Source organism: Flavilitoribacter nigricans DSM 23189 = NBRC 102662 (assembly GCF_002646595.1).
Classification (GTDB): domain Bacteria; phylum Bacteroidota; class Bacteroidia; order Chitinophagales; family Saprospiraceae; genus Flavilitoribacter; species Flavilitoribacter nigricans.
Genome location: NZ_PDUD01000025.1, coordinates 215,316 through 234,087, shown reverse-complemented (window position 1 = coordinate 234,087; position 18,772 = coordinate 215,316). Strand labels below are relative to the sequence as shown.

At 51.3% G+C, this 18,772-nt stretch carries 16 protein-coding genes; 2 read left to right on the top strand and 14 right to left on the bottom strand.

Annotated features, from left to right (window positions below):
* The first annotated feature begins 7 nt into the window (after positions 1-7).
* Positions 8-1,054, top strand: a complete 1,047-nt coding sequence (locus CRP01_RS21430; RefSeq protein ID WP_099152150.1) for a glutathione synthetase — start codon at positions 8-10, stop codon at positions 1,052-1,054.
* Here the strand turns inward: CRP01_RS21430 and CRP01_RS21425 are convergent.
* From CRP01_RS21425 to CRP01_RS21400, 6 genes are all read right to left on the bottom strand, one after another.
* Complete coding sequence (locus CRP01_RS21425; RefSeq protein ID WP_099152149.1) at positions 1,046-2,110, bottom strand: bifunctional transcriptional activator/DNA repair enzyme AdaA; 1,065 nt, start codon at positions 2,108-2,110, stop codon at positions 1,046-1,048. The two genes, CRP01_RS21430 and CRP01_RS21425, sit on opposite strands and share 9 nt — an antisense overlap.
* Before the next feature lie 130 nt (positions 2,111-2,240).
* Positions 2,241-2,825 (bottom strand): zinc-ribbon domain containing protein, encoded by a 585-nt coding sequence (locus CRP01_RS21420; protein WP_099152148.1) that lies wholly within the window; start codon positions 2,823-2,825, stop codon positions 2,241-2,243.
* 246 nt (positions 2,826-3,071) lie between these two features.
* On the bottom strand, positions 3,072-4,256 hold the full coding sequence (locus CRP01_RS21415) for a serine hydrolase domain-containing protein (RefSeq protein ID WP_099152147.1): 1,185 nt from the start codon (positions 4,254-4,256) through the stop codon (positions 3,072-3,074).
* Positions 4,257-4,338: 82 nt separating this feature from the next.
* Positions 4,339-4,932, bottom strand: coding sequence for a hypothetical protein (locus CRP01_RS21410; RefSeq protein ID WP_143473476.1), 594 nt, complete (start codon positions 4,930-4,932; stop codon positions 4,339-4,341).
* A gap of 169 nt (positions 4,933-5,101) precedes the next feature.
* Positions 5,102-5,965, bottom strand: a complete 864-nt coding sequence (locus CRP01_RS21405; protein ID WP_170110483.1) for a LytTR family DNA-binding domain-containing protein — start codon at positions 5,963-5,965, stop codon at positions 5,102-5,104.
* Positions 5,966-6,054: 89 nt separating this feature from the next.
* A complete protein-coding gene (locus CRP01_RS21400) occupies positions 6,055-6,537 on the bottom strand; it encodes a CIA30 family protein (RefSeq protein WP_099152144.1) in 483 nt (160 codons plus the stop codon).
* A 493-nt stretch (positions 6,538-7,030) separates the two neighbouring features.
* Here CRP01_RS21400 and CRP01_RS21395 point away from each other — a divergent pair, with 493 nt between their 5' ends.
* Positions 7,031-7,861 (top strand): alpha/beta fold hydrolase, encoded by an 831-nt coding sequence (locus CRP01_RS21395; protein WP_099152143.1) that lies wholly within the window; start codon positions 7,031-7,033, stop codon positions 7,859-7,861.
* Between the two features lie 581 nt (positions 7,862-8,442).
* On the opposite strand, the gene CRP01_RS21390 is transcribed toward CRP01_RS21395, so the two are convergent.
* The 8 genes from CRP01_RS21390 to CRP01_RS21350 form a co-directional block, all read right to left on the bottom strand.
* Positions 8,443-9,399, bottom strand: a complete 957-nt coding sequence (locus CRP01_RS21390; protein ID WP_099152142.1) for a helix-turn-helix domain-containing protein — start codon at positions 9,397-9,399, stop codon at positions 8,443-8,445.
* Positions 9,400-9,511: 112 nt separating this feature from the next.
* Positions 9,512-10,063 (bottom strand): 2'-5' RNA ligase family protein, encoded by a 552-nt coding sequence (locus CRP01_RS21385; protein ID WP_099152141.1) that lies wholly within the window; start codon positions 10,061-10,063, stop codon positions 9,512-9,514.
* Positions 10,064-10,381: 318 nt separating this feature from the next.
* Positions 10,382-11,644: a DEAD/DEAH box helicase gene (locus CRP01_RS21375; RefSeq protein ID WP_099152139.1), complete on the bottom strand. Its 1,263-nt coding sequence runs from the start codon at positions 11,642-11,644 to the stop codon at positions 10,382-10,384.
* A gap of 226 nt (positions 11,645-11,870) precedes the next feature.
* The gene (locus tag CRP01_RS21370; protein ID WP_099152138.1) at positions 11,871-13,004 is read right to left on the bottom strand and encodes an MFS transporter; all 1,134 of its coding nucleotides are present in this window, start codon (positions 13,002-13,004) and stop codon (positions 11,871-11,873) included.
* 383 nt (positions 13,005-13,387) lie between these two features.
* Positions 13,388-14,236 (bottom strand): HAD-IIA family hydrolase, encoded by an 849-nt coding sequence (locus CRP01_RS21365; RefSeq protein ID WP_099152137.1) that lies wholly within the window; start codon positions 14,234-14,236, stop codon positions 13,388-13,390.
* Positions 14,237-14,569: 333 nt separating this feature from the next.
* The gene (locus tag CRP01_RS21360) at positions 14,570-15,013 is read right to left on the bottom strand and encodes a BLUF domain-containing protein (protein ID WP_099152136.1); all 444 of its coding nucleotides are present in this window, start codon (positions 15,011-15,013) and stop codon (positions 14,570-14,572) included.
* Between the two features lie 271 nt (positions 15,014-15,284).
* On the bottom strand, positions 15,285-16,046 hold the full coding sequence (locus tag CRP01_RS21355) for an IclR family transcriptional regulator domain-containing protein (protein ID WP_099152135.1): 762 nt from the start codon (positions 16,044-16,046) through the stop codon (positions 15,285-15,287).
* A gap of 383 nt (positions 16,047-16,429) precedes the next feature.
* Positions 16,430-18,643, bottom strand: a complete 2,214-nt coding sequence (locus CRP01_RS21350; RefSeq protein WP_099152134.1) for an alpha/beta hydrolase — start codon at positions 18,641-18,643, stop codon at positions 16,430-16,432.
* Positions 18,644-18,772 lie beyond the last annotated feature (129 nt).

Below are 18,772 nucleotides of genomic sequence, written 5' to 3'. Positions count from 1 at the left end.
GACCATCATGAGAATCGCATTCGTAGTAAATGACGTTAAAACCGAATACCCCCGCTACACTTCCGTGTTCCTGGCATTTAAAATGCACAACCGCGGGCACGAAGTCTATTTCATCGGCGTCGGAGATCTTTCCTACCTGTCGGACGGCAGGATGGGCGGACTGGCCTACCAGGCTGAAGGCGACAAATACAAAACCACAAAAACGTACCTGCGGGCTCTGAGGAGTAAGGACAACAGTCCTAAAATGATCACATCAGACGATCTGGATATCCTTTTCCTGCGCAACGACCCCGCACAGGATGCAGGAGAACGCCCCTGGGCCCAGACCGCCGGAATTATTTTCGGGCAACTTGCCGCCGAGCGGGGAGTTACCGTTCTGAACGATCCTTTCAGTCTCTCTAACGCGCTGAATAAGATGTACTTCCAGCATTTCCCCGAAGAAGTGCGCCCCAAAAGTATCATCACCCGGAATGCCGAGGAGATCATTGAATTTTTCAACCAGCAGAACGACAATATCATTCTGAAGCCGATCCAGGGATCCGGAGGGCACAATGTATTTATGATCAAGAAGGACGATCATCCCAACCTCAATCAGATCATCGAGGCCATCGGCCGGGAAGGATACATTATCGCCCAGGAATACCTGCCGGAAGCCACCAAGGGCGATACCCGTCTCTTTGTAATGAACGGCAGACCACTGGAAATGGACGGCAAATTTGCCGCCGTGCAAAGGGTCAACAAAGAAGACGATATCCGCAGTAATATGCACGTGGGCGGAAAGGCCAACAAAGCCAAAATTGACGAACGGGCCCTGAAGATCGCCGAACTCATCCGTCCGAAACTGGTGCAGGATGGGATGTTCCTCGTCGGACTGGATATTGTAGGCGACAAGCTACTGGAGATCAATGTATTCAGTCCCGGTGGATTGTACGCCTGTTCTGACCTGCAGGGCGTTGACTTTTCCGAAAAAGTTATCGAAGCCCTCGAAAACAAGGTACGGTATCGCGGCGTCTACAACGGTTCGCTCAACAACCAGATCGTAGCCTCACTGTAGCGCGGGTGCCCATTTGCGCTCGTGATCGAGTAGCCAGCGTTTGCGCTCCAGTCCACCGGCGTATCCGGTAAGGCTTCCGTCCTTGCCGATCACCCGGTGACAGGGAATAACGATGGCTATTCGATTATGCCCATTGGCGGAGGCAACCGCCCGCACAGCTTTGGGTTTGCTCAAAAATTCGGCCTGTTCCTGATAGGAACGGGTCTTGCCATATGGGATCTGCAGCAATGCCCGCCAAACCGATTGCTGAAAGGGCGTACCCGGGAAATGCAGCGGCACACCAAAGGTTTGCCGTTGACCGGCAAAATATTCCGTCAGTTCCGTTTTGAGTTGTTGAATGTGTTCGTTCTCGCCGGCCAGAATGATCGCATTGAGCCTTTTTTGCAGATCGTGAAATTCCGTTTCCAGCATCCGCCGGTCCGTGAATTCCAGCAGGCAGATCCCCTGATCCGTCGCACAGGCGTACATCGGGCCCAGCGGCGTAGTCAGCCGGGTGATCAGGATGACCGCTTTATCCTTGCTGTCGTCCGGAGCGCTGCCCACCATTTTTTTGAACGTATACCCGAAACCACTCAGCGATTCGTAGCCGGAGTCATAGGCCGAGACGGTTACACTTTCTCCTTTCTTCAAGGATCGAAAAGCCGTATTGATCCGGATCATGCGCTGGTAGGCCTGAAAGGTCATGCCGTGGTGCCGGTTGAACCAGCGCCGGATCTTTTCCGGACTCAGACCCGCTTCCCGCAATTCGTAATCCCGGACCTTTTGATCGGAGCTGCGCTTCAGCAGGCTCATCGCCCGTTGCACTTCTTCGGGTGGCTGAAAAGCATTTTCGGTTGGCTTACACACTTTACACGGCCGGTAGCCGTTTTGCAGTAATTCTTTGGCCTCCGTATAGAACTCCACGTTCTCGAATTTCGGCTTGCGGGCCGTACAGGTGGAAATACAAAATATGCCGGTCGTTTTTACGCCCACGTAAAACGTACCGATAAACTGCTCATCCTTATTTACCAGAGCCTGGTAGTAGCGTTCAATATCTTTGGAATTGGTTACTTGCATCACTCTTTTTTTACAGCGCGATTAATTTCTGTCTACAAAGTAAAAGAGTAGGCCAGGAACCGGCAACCGAAAACTGGACAAGGAATTTTTGTACGGCCGATTTTACTCCTTCAACGGAATTTCCGCTAACTCACCGGTCATCGCGTCGCTTTGCCGCCGCCCGGCTGTAGGCTTTTTCTTTGTCTTCCTTTCCGATGATCTTATAGATCTCCGCGATCCGTTGCAGTTTATCCGGGTCTTCCGGTTTCCCGTCTCGGAGTAATTCCGAAAGTTCGGTGTTCAGGTTTCGGGCCCGGCGATCTTCCTTGCGGCATTCCGGACACTTCTTAGGCCGGGAATGGACGATGAACTGCAATTCTTCGTACCAGTGTAACTGCTCGTTCTTACCGAATACATAGGTCCGATCGCAATTTTCGCACCTGCGTTTCTCATCGAAATACGCCAGATATGGTATGCCCGCTCCCGGCACGCCCCAGAAATTGTAAAGCTGCCGGCGGGGATCCGCCAGAATGGCCAGGGATTCCCGCAGGCAGTCATCACAGGCCCACTGGTACAGTGTTGGATACCGATTGTAGTCTTCTATAAACTTAGTGATCGGAGCGAGGTTATTGCGATCGCCGGGTGCCGGTCGGCCCATCAGGGGAAACAAAGTAGCCGTTTGCCGGAGATCGCTTTCGCTGACTTGCTGTTGACAACAGGGGCAGTTGGTACGCATTGGTTTGGATTTAGGGTTTAGCTATAAAGTTAACAAAAATACTACCCGCTTTCCTATTCGGGTCTGTATCGGAAATTGCCCGGGTAGGTGCGGCGCGCCGGGCTATTTTCATTCCTTGGTCTGAAAATACATAGAACTACCGCGTAGCGACCTGATCAAGCGACAAGGAGAATGATCAGGACGGTGCGCTGCACCTATCAAGGAAACCGAAATGGAAAAGATCAGATCCCCGACGGTTATCGCAGCTTATTCCTCAAATACGGTTTTGAATACCCGCTCCATTGCTTCCCGACTTTGGGAGAATTGATCGAGCTTCCCGTAATTGCCGTTCACCGCCCAGGCAATGGCCGTCTGCTGCTGTGGAAAATAGAACATGGTCGCGTAATAACCGATCGCATCTCCGCTGTGCATGTAGGCTGCTCCGTAGGGCGTATTCATCCGAAAGATCCCCAGACCGAAATCCGTTTCAAACAATTCAAAATTGGATCCGGAGGGTCGTTTCCAGCTCAGCATCTCTTCCCGGGATACATCGCTCAACAATGATCCGGTGAATAAAGTTTCCATAAAAAGGGCCAGGTCGTGCGCATTGGCGATCAATCCGCCATCCGCGGTGAAATAATCCCAGCCACTGTAGTGGGTGGCATCGATCACTTCGAGTTTACTGTACAGATCCACATATCCCCGGATAATGGATTCGGGCACGGGATCGGTCGCAGCGAACCGGGTATATTCCAAACCGGCCGGTTCGGAGATCTTCTCCCGGAAAATTTCATAAAAAGCCTTACCCTCGATCTGCTCGATCAGTTGCCCCAGCAGGATGTAATTGGTATTGGAATAAGCCACATCCGAGCCGGGAGCAAAAGTTGCGGATTTTCCGCGGGCGTACGCCAGTAGTTCCTCCGGCTGCCAGACCCTGGTCAGATCATTGAGCGAGGCCGTTTGAAATTCCAGATTGAGAATATAGTTGTAGATCCCGCTGGAGTGTTCCAGTAACTGGCGGATCGTGGCTTCGTCGGCGTTTTCCAGGCCTTCCAGCTGTGCCGGACTCAAATAATCCCGTACCGGATCGTTCAGCGTCAGTTTGCCTTCTTCCTGCAGCATCAGCACCGTTAGGGCCGTAAAGGTCTTCACGGTGCTTCCTACCCGGGTAATATCGCAGGCCAGGAGGTCCTGTCCGCCGGCGAGATCGGCTTTTCCCGCGGATCCGTTCCAGTTCCGACCGTCCTGGCGAATACTCATCTGGATTCCCGGCAGTCCGTCGCGAACCAAATCCTGCAGCAATTGCTGAAGATCGGTATGCCGTGGGTGTTCAATATTCGCCTCAGATATGACATTGTCACAGCTTGTTCCGCTGAGGATCGGTAGTTCTTTTTGGGTGCATCCCCAGATTAGGAGCAGGCTCAGTATGGGGGTGATTTTTTTGGTGATCATGGTTTGTTTTTTTGAGGGGTGAGGGAAGAGGTGTAAGGGGTCAGGTTTTAGGTGTCAGGAGGCAGGGGTGAGGGGGCAGGGGTCAGGGGTGGATATTGATGCCGAGATGTAGGTTAGTGTGGGTCATTAGGGGAATGAATCCCGGAGAGTAGGGATATTCCAGCCACGATTGGTACATCATGAAGATCTCCGGGGACCGGGGGTTGGCCGGTTGCAGCCGGTATCCCCAGCCCAGGGACAAAGAAGGCATCAGACGGGCGTTGCCCCGGTCTTTTCCCTGCCGATAGCTGCCATCCTCGAACTGGAATTCCGGTTGGACATTGAAAGTATGCAGATAGCCCAGGCCCACGGCGCTCTTCAGGTTGAGCCCGAAATCGAACTGCAGGTCGTACCCCAGTTCAAGATTCAGATATACGGCCTGGTACAGATCGCGGTGGAACAGATAGCCAACAGAGATGGAAGGGTACAGTCGGTAGTGATCTCCGTTTTTCCAATTGAGGTCGGTGCCCACCTGAATGCCCGGATGAACCGGCGTGTTCAAGACATGGGTGAAGGGAATACTGGTGGATTCATTAAATACGGAGATCCGAAGCGTATTCCCCTCCTGGGCCGCAGCGGTCGACGCACTCCAAAAAGCGAGCCAGCAGATTCCCAGATACATTAGTTTCCATTTCATGGTGTTTCGAATTTTAGTGCAAGCTTACGGGCATTTACTGCCTGGGAGCAAGCTATTGGTAGGGGCAAATCCGTGAAATGGGCAAAAACGACTCCGAAGCGGGCAGCAAAAACATCTTTCCTAAACGGTCTTTCCGGCTAAGGTGGAATTCAATACTTGATACCGGCGATCAGGATACCAGCTCTTCCTTACGATCCGGTTGCAACCAACTGACAAAATGAGTAGCCCGGGCTTTGGAAACAAAGACGGCCTGTTCCGGTCGCGGATGAAGTTCAATAGCCAGTTTTCGGGTGTCCGTAGCTGCGTAGGCCTGGATGCTTTTACGACCGGCGATGAACTGGCGATTCAGTTGATAAAAGGAGTCCTGATCCAGGCGCTTCCGGATCTGTTCCAGGGGAAGATCGTAAAGGAATTTTTCTCCACCGGCCGTTCTGAGGAAAGTGATGCCATCCAGTTTGGCAAAATAGGCCACCTCCTCCAGTGGAAGTTGCAGGGTTCTCGCCCCCCGGTTTACCAGTAGATAATCCGCTTTGGATGTCACTCGCCCGGGTTCGCGAAGAAGTGCCCGCTGCAGGCGACTATTGTACTGCCGGTAGTAGAGGATAATGTAGAATAAATTGATGATCAGTAAAAAGCCGAATACCAGCGGCATTTCCAGATAGTGCACGGTAAATTCCCGCGGGGGGATCCCTAAAAAAAGACGGAGATACAGGCATTCTATACCCAGGATGAGCAATAAAGGGATCAGCACGCCGTAGACTGCGTGGCCGGCGATCCGCCGGCGGGCCTGCTCTTCCCACTGGTATTTACGGTCGAGTTTTTGAAACAGATATCGAAAGTAATAGCCGGCTCCGTAGGTACAAAAAGCCGCCAGGATCAGATCCGTATAGTAGCTGGGCAGGCTCCACAAGGTGAGCAGGGGATTATCGTTGCCGATGTGAACGGCACCGAACGTCATCAGGGGATAAACAAAGCGGAAGATCCACCGGTCGTTCGGGCCGGAGAAAGATGAGTGTTCCAGGTTGGTCTGCATGGGCGGAAAGTAGGATAAATCCCGCATCGCCCAGCGATCAGATGAGTAGGCTCCGGCACTTTTTGAGTAACTACCGCCGGTCCTATGGTCTACTTCAGCACAACTTCTTCCAGTTTCAGGCAGAAGGATTCCGCCCGTCCATTTCCGATAAGGAATCCGACCTCTGCCAGCATTTTCCCGGGGAAGTTGGGCATTTCCAGTTTTTTCCCCTTGTAGGTTGGATACAGATCGGCCAGCCGGAGATGCACCGTTTCCCAGTTACCGTCCGTGGGAAAGTAGTGAATATAAGCGTGTTTATCCTCATGATCTGATTTTACCCGAAACTGGTAGCGTTTGCCATCACCGCGCAGGCGAATCGAGACCTGCTGGTAATCGCCGATCGCTATCGGATCAAAACGACAGCGTACTAGGGAAAAACCACCGTTGTTTTCCAGGGATACTTCTCCGGAAAATACGGCGAACCGATCAGGGCTGATGGAAAAACGGCCGTTTGACCGGCCACCCATGACCACATCATTTACGACCTCCCACTCTCCATCTTTTTTACCGGAGTTAAATTCAATAAGCTGCATGTACTTGCGGATTGATTATGGATAGACCAAAGGTAGGCTAATTCGGCAGAGATAAAAAGCCGGATCCACAACCAAAAACGGATCCGGCAAAAACTTCTTTGACTAACATCTTTACCAATACATTGACTAGTAAACTTGCTAAAAATCATCCTGGTAAAGACAAGACTAAAGTTCTACGCTTTTGGCCCGGGTATCAAGCGCACTTGAGTACTTGGTACGGATTCTTTATTGAATTTCGGCTTACCGGATACTTAATGACCGAAGATTGAGCTATTAACATAAAATTTCCGGATCCACGGCAAACACGATTGGAGCAAAGCCGGTTCCAAATACACCGACCTTTATATCGGATTAGCGATAACCGCCCCACCTGGCCTTGCCTTTCCTTTCATCTGTGTAGTTTCATCGCATGACCTGCCATTCGAAGCTTAGGCACTGCTATTGAAGTCTCTTACAGTGATCTTCAATTTTTTCATTCAAACAAAACCACGTCATGCCTTTTATTTCATTAGATGAAACGCAGCACCAGGAGCAGCTGCAATTATTTTACCAGGAATACGGTAGCGGACAGCCCGTTATTCTGATCCACGGCTGGCCGCTTAGTCACCGGGCCTGGGAACCCCAGATGCAGGTCATCGCCGACGCCGGGTTCCGGGCCATTGCCTACGATCGCCGGGGGTTCGGAGTTTCTTCCCTACCCTACGAAAATTTTGATTATTCAACCCTGGCCAGAGACCTGCATACCCTGATCGAGCAACTCGATCTGAAAGATGTCATTCTGGTCGGTTTTTCCATGGGCGGCGGTGAAGTGGTTCGCTACTTCACGGATTTCGGCAGTGATCGGATCGCCAAGGCGGTACTGATCTCCTCCATTATTCCGCTGGTTCCCAAAAAAGATGATAATCCCGACGGCGTGCCCGAAGCAAAGCTGCAGGAGATCATGGGCGCGCTGAAGTCCGACCGCGTAACGTTCCTGAATGAATTTTCCCACAATTTTTACAATGCCGATAAAACGGACGTCAGCGAACAACAGATCCAGTATGCCTGGACCATTGCCGCTTTTGCTTCCCCTCGCGCCACCATCGAGTGCGCTAAATCCTGGGGAGGTACCGATTTCCGTCCGGAATGTAAAAATGTGACCGTGCCGACCCTGATCGTACACGGCGATGCCGACCAGATCGTACCTATCGAAACGGCCGGTAAGCAGGCGGCAAAGATGATCCCTAACAATGAATACCACGTGATCAAGGAAGCGCCACACGGCCTCAACCTGACCCACCGGGACGAATTGAACAAGATTCTTCTGCAATTCCTACAAAGCTGAAGTTAAGATATAGTGTAACAATTGAAAGACCAGAAAGCATCCTTAACCGGTTGCTATCTGGTCGTTTATACTGACTTCAATCACATTTCCAATCGTTATCCTTTTCGTTATTATCGCTCAACAATTTCAAGGTTTTTATCCTACCGATGGGCATAGCTATGGCTTTCGTATCCAGTGCAGATACGGTGTTCCCTTACTTAATTGATGAGCGTAGATGGTAGAGCGTAGAGAGACTGTAACCGTTAACATGAGCGATCTTGCTCCATTTTAACGATAGGTAATCCTTCTACCCTCTACTCTATACCCTCTACCTAAGTTACATCGCAACTTAGATTAATTAATAAGTTCCCAGTTCGCTTAGTAGATCATTAAAGAAAAGCGCTATCATCCAGGCCCGTTAGTCCGGCCGTCGGAAAGCAATTATAGTGAATTTGGATGCGGAGTTCCGACTCGAATAAAGTTCGGAAGATCAACAGAAAAGCGTTATTAGAATGGTTGCAAAAACCTTCAATTTTTGCACAGTCTGATCGGATATTTCAAATATGTTGTGTCCTTTCAACACGCCCGGGATCTTTTATCCCTCATTGGTCGTCTACGCGGATCAGTTCGGTCTTTATTTGCCGGGTCACTTCCTGAATGAATGCGGGCTGAAACGGATTGGCATTATCCAGTTCCATCTGGTATTCATTGGCCCAGAGTTGTCGTTCGGTCGGCAGCGCCTCGATCAGTTGTAGGTTAATCCAGAGGCTATCTCCGATCACCAGAATAGATCCTTCGATAACGGCATCTATTTTCAGTTGATCGGCAATCTCCGGTAACAGGAGATTTCGCTGGGCAATACCCTGAGTGGAAGTTTTCGAGATGATCCGGAGGCTGGCGACTTTTCCCAGCTCCATTTTCAGGGCTTCGTTCAAATCCTGGGTCAGATAAGCCTGTTCGGGTTCTTCCGCCAGGAAATCAATGGGCAACACGGCAACCGTCAGCATATCCGAATAGCTACGTTCCGTCAGGAAGCAGGTGAAACCGACCATACAGAGCAACAAACCGCAAAGCAGCAAAATAAATCGTAACCGCTGCCGGTGTGCGTGGTATCCCGGGATCACCTTTAACCAGCCCTCGTCTTTTCGGGGTATTTTATCCGGTTGTCCTTCCAGGTCCACGGCATTGTCGTATTGGTCATCGGGCTCGCCCCGGGCTCGCTTTTTCAACGCTCCGGGCGTGAACCCAAAATAATCGTTAAAACATTTGTGGAAATAGGCCGGGCTGTTGAATCCGACCTGGAAGGCAATTTCGGAAGTGGTACCGACATCGTTCTCCAGCAGCGTTTTTGCTTCTTCGAGCCGGACCTGCCGAATAAACTGACTGATCGTTTGCCCGTTGATCCGCTTGAGACGACGGTACAATTGAGAACGGCTTAACCCAATTTCAGCGGCCAGATGCTCTACGCTGAATTGTTCTTCTTTTAGTTTGTCTAAGATCAAATGGGTTAGCCTTTGGATGAACACGTCATCCTGACTTTGATAACTGGAATTTTTCATGGTCGTTCTGGGGTCTAGTAGTCTAGTTACTAGTGAAAAATTACTGAATATTTGGGAATAATTCAAATATCATGGCATAAAGCGTAGGAAAGTACCCACATTCGGCCCTCCTCTAAGCCGTTTTGAAGGCCAGCTGCCGGTAAATATCCCAGTGGCGGCCATTGTGTTTCAGCAGGTACAGGCTGTTGGCCCGAAAGGAATCCCGGAAATCCCGGGTCTCAAATTCCGCCCAGGCCTCATGAAATGCAGACTTTCGCAGATCCCGGGTGGCAATCGTCATGTGCGGATGGAACCGGGAGCCCACCTCCCCGGCTGAGAAATCCATCTTTTCCTGCAAATAACCTTTCAGACGGCGGTGTAGTTCCAGGATCGGTTCGGGATCGGTAATTCCAATGTAGATAACCCGGGGTGCAAAACAGTCGAAATCCGACAACTCCACCGGGAATGGGTTTTCGTGGGATGCGAAAGTTTCCAATCCGCTGATCAGTTGGGCTTCTTTTTCCTCTGCGCGTTTAAAGGGCATTTGCAGGGTAATATGGGCGGGAGATTTCAGGGCGTGTCCCGCTCCAAACCGATCCCGCATTTCCTCTTTTAATCGCTTAACCGCTTCCCGCAGGTCTTCCGGTGGGATCAGTGCCAGAAAATAAAGTGATGTTTTAGCCATGCTTACCTGATTTTGTAGGTCTCGCTCTGTTTGCCGGACGACGAGCTCGGCGCTAGTGCCTTTGCCTTCCCAAAAATGCAATCGAAAAATGGCAAATTCACTGGCAATAGCAATTTCAACCACCCAAGATCAGGCGAAAAGGTCCATATCGAAGCAAAAAGCTGCCTTTTCTTTATGATTATAATTCCAGTTAAACTTGCGATTGAAAAACCAGATCCAATTTTTCCCATCATCTTAAACGGCGCCCAAACCGGCTAAAAGCAGTAGCCCGCTCCGATTGCTACCGGAGCGGGCTACTATTGCTTTTACCGCTGGCGTTTAATCGCGTTTGCGCGAGTAATACCGGCGACGTTTATTGCGGTTCGATTTATTACGATTGTTATTATTGGCGGCCGGAGCGTTGGATTTCGGCTTCCCCTGCGGATCCGGTAGTGCTTCCTGCCCTTCGTCGACAAACGGATGCTCGGTAATTACCGGGATCTTCTGATCGATCGTTTTCTGAATATCCTTGAGGTAAGCTCTTTCCTCGGTATCACAAAACGACAGGGCGATACCACTGGCGCCCGCCCGCCCGGTACGTCCGATCCGGTGTACGTAGGTTTCGGGGATATTCGGCAGATCGTAATTGATTACCAGTCCCAGTTCTTCCACGTCGATGCCGCGGGCGGCAATATCCGTGGCGACCAGTACGCTGGTGTCGCCACTCTTGAAATTCCCCAGCGCTTTCTGGCGCGCCGTCTGGGATTTGTTCCCATGGATAGCCTGTGCCTGAATACCCGCCCGGTCCAGTTTCTTCACGATCCGGTTGGCACCGTGTTTGGTTCTGGAAAATACCAGGGTAGCATCCGTAGATTCCTTTTTCAACAGGTGGATCAGGAGTTTGATCTTTTCCTTTTTGGCAACGAAATAAACGGATTGCTCCACTTTTTCCGCAGTGGTCTGCTCGGGCTCGATCACTACTTTTTCCGGCTGTCCGAGGATCTTGCGGGACAGGTCAATTATCTTCGGCGGCATGGTAGCGGAAAAGAATAGGGATTGCCGCTGCCGGGGCAATTTTGCGATCACTTTCCGGATATCGTGGATGAAACCCATATCGAGCATGCGGTCTGCCTCGTCGAGTACAAAGTATTCAATGTGTTCCAGGGTGATGAATCCCTGGCTCATGAGGTCGAGTAAGCGACCGGGCGTAGCGATGAGGATATCCACTCCCCGATCGAGGGCCTGGGTTTGACGCCCCTGCTTCACCCCACCGAAGATCACCGTGTGTTTGAGACCGGTGTGTCTCCCGTAAGCGGCCACACTTTCCCCGATCTGAATCGCCAGTTCCCGCGTAGGGGTGATCACCAGCGCCTTGATGCGGCGTGGTCCACGGCTGTTCTCTTTTTTCAGGTAGAGATGTTGCAGGATCGGGACCGAAAAAGCCGCCGTTTTACCCGTTCCCGTCTGGGCACAGGCCAACAGATCTTTGCCACGTAGTACAATGGGGATCGCTTGTCGCTGTATGGGAGTGGGTTTTTCGTATCCTTCGGCGTGCAGGGCTTTGAGAATGGGAGGGGTGATTGATAAATCTTTAAAAGTCATAAATTATAGTGCACCAGGTGCAGTTTTCATTGGTAAGTCGCCAGTCATAATTCAGCATGGTGATTACGCGTAAAATATTAATCCTGCATCCCGCTGTTCCGCTCCTATTCCTTAAGAGACTTATGACTTATGACGTGTAGACTGCACGGACTATTTGTTATAAGTTGGCAAAGGTACATTAATTGTGTGGGAATTGCCTCATTTTAAAAAATCCCCCTCACTCGCCTTATGCGCTGGCCGGCCGAAACCGGAAACTCAGTAAAACCATAAGGACAAACAATACCAGCGTGAAGGCCAGGGCGATGCGCAGCCCCTGCCAGTCTGCCAAAAAGCCAATGATCGGCGGCCCGAGCAGCAATCCGCCATAGCCGATAGTGGTCACCATTCCGATCCCCACTCCCGGCGCCAGTCCCGGTGCCTGCCCGGCAGTGGAGTAAGCGATGGGAACCACGACCGACAGTCCAAGCCCTACCAGCAACAATCCGATCAACACTACGATGGGATGGGGAATAAGCAGCGCAAGTCCCAAACCCGCTACCGCTACCATACTACTACCGATCAGCAAATGGCGATCCCCCATACGGTCCCGCACCCGGTCTCCCAGAAAACGGGCCGTCATCATAGCCAGTGAAAAAGCGACCAGCCCCATCGGGGCGAAACCGGAATCGGCGCTGGCAATGCGCAGCATGTAGTTAGTGCTCCAGTTGGCCATAGCTCCTTCGCCCAGCATGCAGCAGAAGGCGATCAGTCCGACCCCGATCAGGGAAGCTTCCGGCAACTGGAACCGCTTTTTCCGGCCCGAAGTCACCTGCCCGCGATCGGGTACCAGACCGCGGATCGCCCAGAGAACCGCAGCGAGCGCCGGTAGGGATACACTGATCAGGTGGACCAGTAATCCCGCCTGGAAATGGGTGAATAAAGCGCCGCAACCGGCTCCAAACATCATACCGGCACTAAACAGGGCGTGGAAAAACGACATCACCGGACGTTGCAAGGTTTTCTCCACCAGCACCGCCTGGGAATTCATCGAAACATCCATCGTTCCGGTAGCCAGTCCGATCACGAAAAAGAGGAGGCTCAAAGCTATCCCTCCCGGCATAAATCCGATCAGGGGAATGACCAGACAGAACAACAGTGCCGCCACGGTCAGTATCTGCCGACTGCCTTTTTCCGTGATCAGCCAGCCGGTAAAAGGCATGGCGATCAGCGCCCCCAGCGCGGATGCCAGCAGGACCATGCCGATCGCACCGTTATCCAGGGCAAATTCGGACTGGATCAGCGGCAGTCGGGAAATGTAATTAGTGAATAGAAATCCATTCGCAGCGAAAAATACGCTGACGGCAATTTTATTGGAATGCATATATAATTGGTGATTTTACAGTTATTAAAGGATTAGCGGGGCATCCTGTACCGGCATAGCATGGGCCGCCACCGGGTCTCCGGGGAAACTTTAATCGAACCTAACCTGCTTGTGGAATGCTCCGTGCGACGAACGCTAAACATGAATCACCCCGGATTTTACAAAAGGCGGTGTATGACCTCAGAGAGGTCGAATATTCGTAGAATTTAGCATGGATAAGCGTTTTCCGACCTCAGGGAGGTCGCACATTTACCACATTCCTCCATGTTGTGCGACCTCCCTGAGGTCGAAACCAGGAATTCTACTATTTTTCTACGAATGTTTAACCTCTACGAAGTCATTTTTGAATCCTGAAAAAATTCAGGATGACTCATGTTTCCAGGCTAATATTCTCCGTTCAGCGCTATGGTTTTGGTGAGTTTAGACCGCTCCCGTTTGGGTGCGGTTTCCGTTTTAGTGTTCTTCAGCCATTGATCGAGATTCAGCTCTCCGGCGGCATTAACGATCAGGTCCGGCGTGAAGGCATAATTTTTCAGGTCTTCCCGTTTCGATACGCCGGATAAGGTCAGGATGGTCTGGTACCCCACCTGAATACCTCCGAGGATATCCGTATCCATGGTATCCCCGATGATGGTCGTGTGGGCCGTGTCCAGTCCCAGTTTCTTCCGGGCCACCCGCATCATGACCGGGCTGGGTTTGCCGACGGAAAATGCTTTTACGCCGGTGGCTTCTTCGATCATCGATACGACGGCTTTGATGCCGAGATTGGTCCAACCTTTCTTTTTCGGCGAAGGATCGAGGTTCGTTGCAACCAGCTTGGCGCCACTGAGGATCATATCCACCGCGTTGTTTACCATTTCGAGGGTAAAGTTGCGCCCTTCGCCGACCACCACAAAATCGGGATCCTGCGTGACCAGTGAATAGCCGTTCTCGTGCAGGCTGGTCAGCAAACCGCCCTCTCCCAGCACGTAGGCTGAGCCAAAGGGCTTCTGCCGGGACAGGAACCATCCGGTCGCCATGGCACTGGTGAAAACATTGTCTTCTTCCGCTTCGATGCCGAGGCCGGCCAGTTTATTTACAACGTCCCGGGGAGTTCGCTGGCTGTTATTGGTTAAAAATAAGAAGGGTATTTTTCTTCCTTTCAATTCGGATATAAAGGTATCCGCTCCCAGAATGAGGTCATTACCACTGTAAATGACACCATCCATGTCAATTAAAAATCCTTTGGTCATGGGTTATTGCTTTAAAATTCCTGCCGGGCGATGACAACTCGTTTTCCTATGAACCGAAATACCGATAGCATGCTCCAAAATGACCTGCCTTCGGTCACAGTTTCATCGGTATTCCGGTTTAAGCACACAGGATCTTCCCCGGCTATTAATTACCTATCAATAGGGTGCAAGTTACAGGCAGGAGCATTGGGAAACTACCCGGGAATTAGCACAGAATGATACTCAATTATCAACTCCTGTTAACAATTGCCGATAGGGCGATAATTAACCATCATTAATTATCAATCTGGTAGTTTACGGCCGCATTGGAGGGAGGTGTGAGTAATCAGTTCACTAGACCAGATGTTTGAAACGCGAGATCCGATCTACCATATCCCAGACCTTATTGAAATTTTCTTCGGAAGGCTGTACGGTCTCATTTTTGATCATGGAAATGAAGCTGGCCAGGATATTTTCCATTCGAATACTAACGACCATCGGTTTGGACAACCATTGCATATCCCAGTCTGGAAATCTACGTTCTTCTACATCATCCGTCTGTAGTACGTAAACGATCTCGTGGCGGGGATCCTGTTCAATACTCTCCATGAGTGCCTCCAGTTGCTCGGGCGGTCCTTCGATGTATTGCAGGAACTTTTTATTCTCGTAGTACAAATAACCGGTGATTTGCATACTCCGGTTCTTTTTAGCAGCTTGTTCGGCGAGTTCTTCCAGTTTTTTTGCGTCGAAAGAAATCAGTGCATTGCTGGTATAGACCAGACCACTCAGATTATCCATGTAAGGTAAACTTGTTAGTATAAATTTAAAATTAGGATCGGAATCCGTCAGCCCCTCTTGCCGGTAAACTACAAGAGGGGCTGATGGATGCCTGTTATTGATATATAATTTTACCAGTAGAACCTTCTTAGATCCGAGAATGTTCTCCTCGGCGGGATGGCCCTTTGTCCGGAATTAAAAATGAGGTCCGTTGCGAGCCCGTTGGCGGATCATATGGGAATGCTTACCAAAGCGAAGGGATAGTTGTTACAAATGAAAGAAAAGTGTAAGCTTATTGTTTCTGGAGCGCATCGCTGATAGCAGCAGCGGCCCGCAGTAATTGCGGCAAATGTATTTCGATCAGTCTGTTGCGGGTAACCCGGGAAGCATGGGCACTAATATTCATGGCTGCTATCACCCGCAGCTCTTTCCCGCGAATAGGCGCGGCAATGGATCGCAGGCCCGACTCCAGTTCCTGATCCACCAGGCACCACCCCTGCCGTTTTACTTTATGCAATTCAGCCTCCAAAGCTTCCCGCGTATGGATGGTGTGTTCCGTGAGTGATCCGTATTCAAATTTAGCCAGACGGGCCGACAGTTCTTCCGGTGGCAGGGAAGCCAGCAATATACGTCCCATGGAGGTGATATGGGCCGGCAAACGTGTACCGATACCCAAAGTGATGGTCATGATACGGCTGGTCTGTTCCCGGGCGATGTACTGAATATCCGTGCCTTCCAGCACTGAAATAGAACAGGACTCATTCACCTCCTGCGATAAGTTCTTCATCACCGGTGCGGCCACTTCCGGCAGGGAAAGGGTCGACAGGTAATTGTAACCCAGGTCCAGTATTTTCGAATTTAGACTGAAATATTTCCCATCGAAATCCATGTAGTTCAGATGCGCAAAGGTCAGCAGGAATCTTCGGGCGCTGGCGCGGGTAAGTCCGGTGAGTTCCGCCACTTCCGAGAGGGTAAGCCGGGGATGCTCCCGGTCAAACACCCGCAGGATATTTAAGCCTTTTTCCAGCGATTGTACGTAATCAGAAGATTTCATCTTGCCTGGCTGTTTGCATTTCGAACAAATGTACGCAACATTTACGGTTCCGGTGCGGCAAAGTTGCCGGTCTAAACTCGACTTTAGCATTCTCAATGATAGGATTCAGCGCCCTCGCAAATCTCTAATCTAATTTTAAAACGCACTATCGTCAACCTGATGTCTTAAAATCGCTCTTTGAATTCGCCGTCTCACTGGGTGGTGAAACCCCATTTTATCTCCAGGGCGATTCCCTTATCCATGTAAGCGGCGTAGCTGCGATAATACTTGTAGATCAGTAACGGGTTTTACATCGAAGGGCGTAGCCCTGGCCATGTATTGATCTGGAATATCCGTTTTCCTATTCTATTTAACCCGACGCAACATAAAATGCTAAAGTCGAGCTAAGGCTGAAATCCAATGTCATCGATCACGATCAGCCCGTAGGCCGATTGGTCGAAAACGAGACGGATCCGCTGCAATTCGGATAGGTTCGGCGGTGCTCCTTCCGGTTGGAAGGCCTCCATGGGCAGGAAAAAAGTCTCGGGTTGCACTTCCCACTCCTCTCCTACCAGGTCTTTGTCCAGTCCGGCCAGTTTGGTAAAGCGACTTTTGAGTCGCGGCGCCAGCGCTTTGGTGGCACTGAGCAGCGTGGATGCTGATCGCCCCTGCCGGTCGATGAGCACGATCCGGAGATCGAGTACCGGTTCATCCCGCTTTTTAGCCGGTTTGGTCAGCTGATCCAGTTCCTGATGTTTACCGGCGGCCAGCACCAGCCGGAGACTTCCGACCGAATCGATAAGTGACAGGGTGGTATCGGAGAAAACGATCTCAAACATGGCCAGCGAATCCGCCGGTACCTGCTCGCCGTAATCCCAACCGACGATGGCCACATTATTTTCCTGACTACCACCGTCCCGGGTCTTCAGTTCCTCTTCCTGCCAGATCTTGAGATTTTCGGTATGAATGGTGGCTTCCCGGCCGGCGGTGCGGAGATCCAGATCGTCTTCAAAATCCACCAGCGTTCGGCTAGCGGTGTCCGCAAAATGCGTGAGGTAATAATTCTCCGGTAGCCAATCTCTGCCCACCGCTACATTTCTGAACAATGGAAGATACTCCCGGTTCCCCTTTAGTGCGGCTTCCGCAAATGCACTGATAAAGACCTTTGCCGCCTCTCTTTGGGCTTCACCCGGCACCAGAGCGCCCCGGTTCAATAACCAGCTGAACGGCCCACCAAAATCCGAGCGTCCCCAGCTGGAATTAAACTGGCCGTGATTGGCCCGGTGCAGATAAACTCCGGCCTTAAACCAGGGCTGGTTGTCCGTGAATTGCAGCCGGCGATAGGCCCGCATGCCCCAAAAGCTCGTTTCGTCCGCATCGTAAGCACCCTGCAGGCTCAGGAAATTGATATTCTCCAGGGATATTTGCCGGTGATAACGATAATCGGTCGGTGCCAGGGCGACCACTCCTTTGATATTGAAATTAAAATCAAAAAGCTCCCGGGCATCATCCGGAAAATGGCTCAGCCGGTTAAAGGCCGCTGCGATGGATACCGCTTCTCCGCCCCGCGAATGACCGATCAGCAGGATATTCTCCAGATCGACTTTTCCCGCCAGTTCGTGGCCGGCTGCTCCGTTCCATTGCGCCCACTGTTCCAGATGTTTGAGTAGAAGCCAGGCCCGGGTAGGCATTTCTTTACCGCGAAAATCACCGGACCAGTGGCCATTGATGAAGTTTTCGTCCACCGAAACGGCGATAAAACCCCGACTTGCCAGCAGATCACCCAGATAAGCGTAGCCGCCATCCGAATAGTCGATCATACTGTGGTTGCCGTGCACCATCAGGACCAGGGGAAAAGGTCCGTTACCCTCCGGTAGATGAACCCGCCCGTTGAGCGGAAAATCGGATACGCCAAATCCCCAGTACTTTTCCCGCCATTTCTTCTTTTTGCCTTTCCAGTCGGGCAGCAACAGACTCGCATCAACCGTTGGGGTCCTGAAGCGAATGTCTTCCCGAAAAACTTCCCGTTGCTCATCGGTTCCGCTACCGTAAGTGAATTCCTGGACCGCGAAATCACCGCGTGCCGCCGGATTGTCCAGGCCCTGATCCGCCAGGGTAGGCAGACTGCTTTTTTCAAACGGTGGGGGAAGATCATCCGCAAAAGGATCGGCCCCTTCGTTGCCTAACCATTGCAGGCCCGCAACCAGCAATATGAGCGCGAGTACGATACCGGCCCAGGCCCATATCGCCGTGCGTTGCTGACTTAGCCGAAGCAAGGCGTAATAAATGACAACGGAAAAAAATACGCCGAGTAGCATCACCGGATAGAACAGCTCATCCGGCCAGCGAAAGGCGAAAGCTTTCAACAGCACCAGACTGAGCAGGGCTCCCATGACCGCAGCGGCGGCCCGCAGCGGGACCTGATCTGCGGCCCAACCCAGTAAGCGGAACAGGTAGTACAGGGCAGTCGTCAGCAACAGGCCGATCGCTCCGCCGATCAGGGCCATGAGCCAGACGGGCAGGCCGGTTGCGAAATAATATCCCGCGATGCTAAAAACAATTGCGTTGAAAATGAGTAAGGCGGGAAATGGCGTAGGAGTCTCAGGCTTTAGGTTCATATGCGTTCTGTAGTTCGGATCGATAAATTAATGCCCAGCTCCAGTTCCCAAGAAACTACAATTGGTTCATAATTTCAACTATACGCGACGCAAAGTGGCTTGGGATTTTCCCAAAACGCTTCGGTCAGT

Coding starts and splice junctions, on each gene's coding strand:
- CRP01_RS21430 (WP_099152150.1), top strand. CDS start 8: ATGAGAATCGCATTCGTAGTAAATGACGTTAAAACCGAATACCCCCGC.
- CRP01_RS21425 (WP_099152149.1), bottom strand. CDS start 2,110: ATGCAAGTAACCAATTCCAAAGATATTGAACGCTACTACCAGGCTCTG.
- CRP01_RS21420 (WP_099152148.1), bottom strand. CDS start 2,825: ATGCGTACCAACTGCCCCTGTTGTCAACAGCAAGTCAGCGAAAGCGAT.
- CRP01_RS21415 (WP_099152147.1), bottom strand. CDS start 4,256: ATGATCACCAAAAAAATCACCCCCATACTGAGCCTGCTCCTAATCTGG.
- CRP01_RS21410 (WP_143473476.1), bottom strand. CDS start 4,932: ATGAAATGGAAACTAATGTATCTGGGAATCTGCTGGCTCGCTTTTTGG.
- CRP01_RS21405 (WP_170110483.1), bottom strand. CDS start 5,965: ATGCAGACCAACCTGGAACACTCATCTTTCTCCGGCCCGAACGACCGG.
- CRP01_RS21400 (WP_099152144.1), bottom strand. CDS start 6,537: ATGCAGCTTATTGAATTTAACTCCGGTAAAAAAGATGGAGAGTGGGAG.
- CRP01_RS21395 (WP_099152143.1), top strand. CDS start 7,031: ATGCCTTTTATTTCATTAGATGAAACGCAGCACCAGGAGCAGCTGCAA.
- CRP01_RS21390 (WP_099152142.1), bottom strand. CDS start 9,399: ATGAAAAATTCCAGTTATCAAAGTCAGGATGACGTGTTCATCCAAAGG.
- CRP01_RS21385 (WP_099152141.1), bottom strand. CDS start 10,063: ATGGCTAAAACATCACTTTATTTTCTGGCACTGATCCCACCGGAAGAC.
- CRP01_RS21375 (WP_099152139.1), bottom strand. CDS start 11,644: ATGACTTTTAAAGATTTATCAATCACCCCTCCCATTCTCAAAGCCCTG.
- CRP01_RS21370 (WP_099152138.1), bottom strand. CDS start 13,004: ATGCATTCCAATAAAATTGCCGTCAGCGTATTTTTCGCTGCGAATGGA.
- CRP01_RS21365 (WP_099152137.1), bottom strand. CDS start 14,236: ATGACCAAAGGATTTTTAATTGACATGGATGGTGTCATTTACAGTGGT.
- CRP01_RS21360 (WP_099152136.1), bottom strand. CDS start 15,013: ATGGATAATCTGAGTGGTCTGGTCTATACCAGCAATGCACTGATTTCT.
- CRP01_RS21355 (WP_099152135.1), bottom strand. CDS start 16,046: ATGAAATCTTCTGATTACGTACAATCGCTGGAAAAAGGCTTAAATATC.
- CRP01_RS21350 (WP_099152134.1), bottom strand. CDS start 18,643: ATGAACCTAAAGCCTGAGACTCCTACGCCATTTCCCGCCTTACTCATT.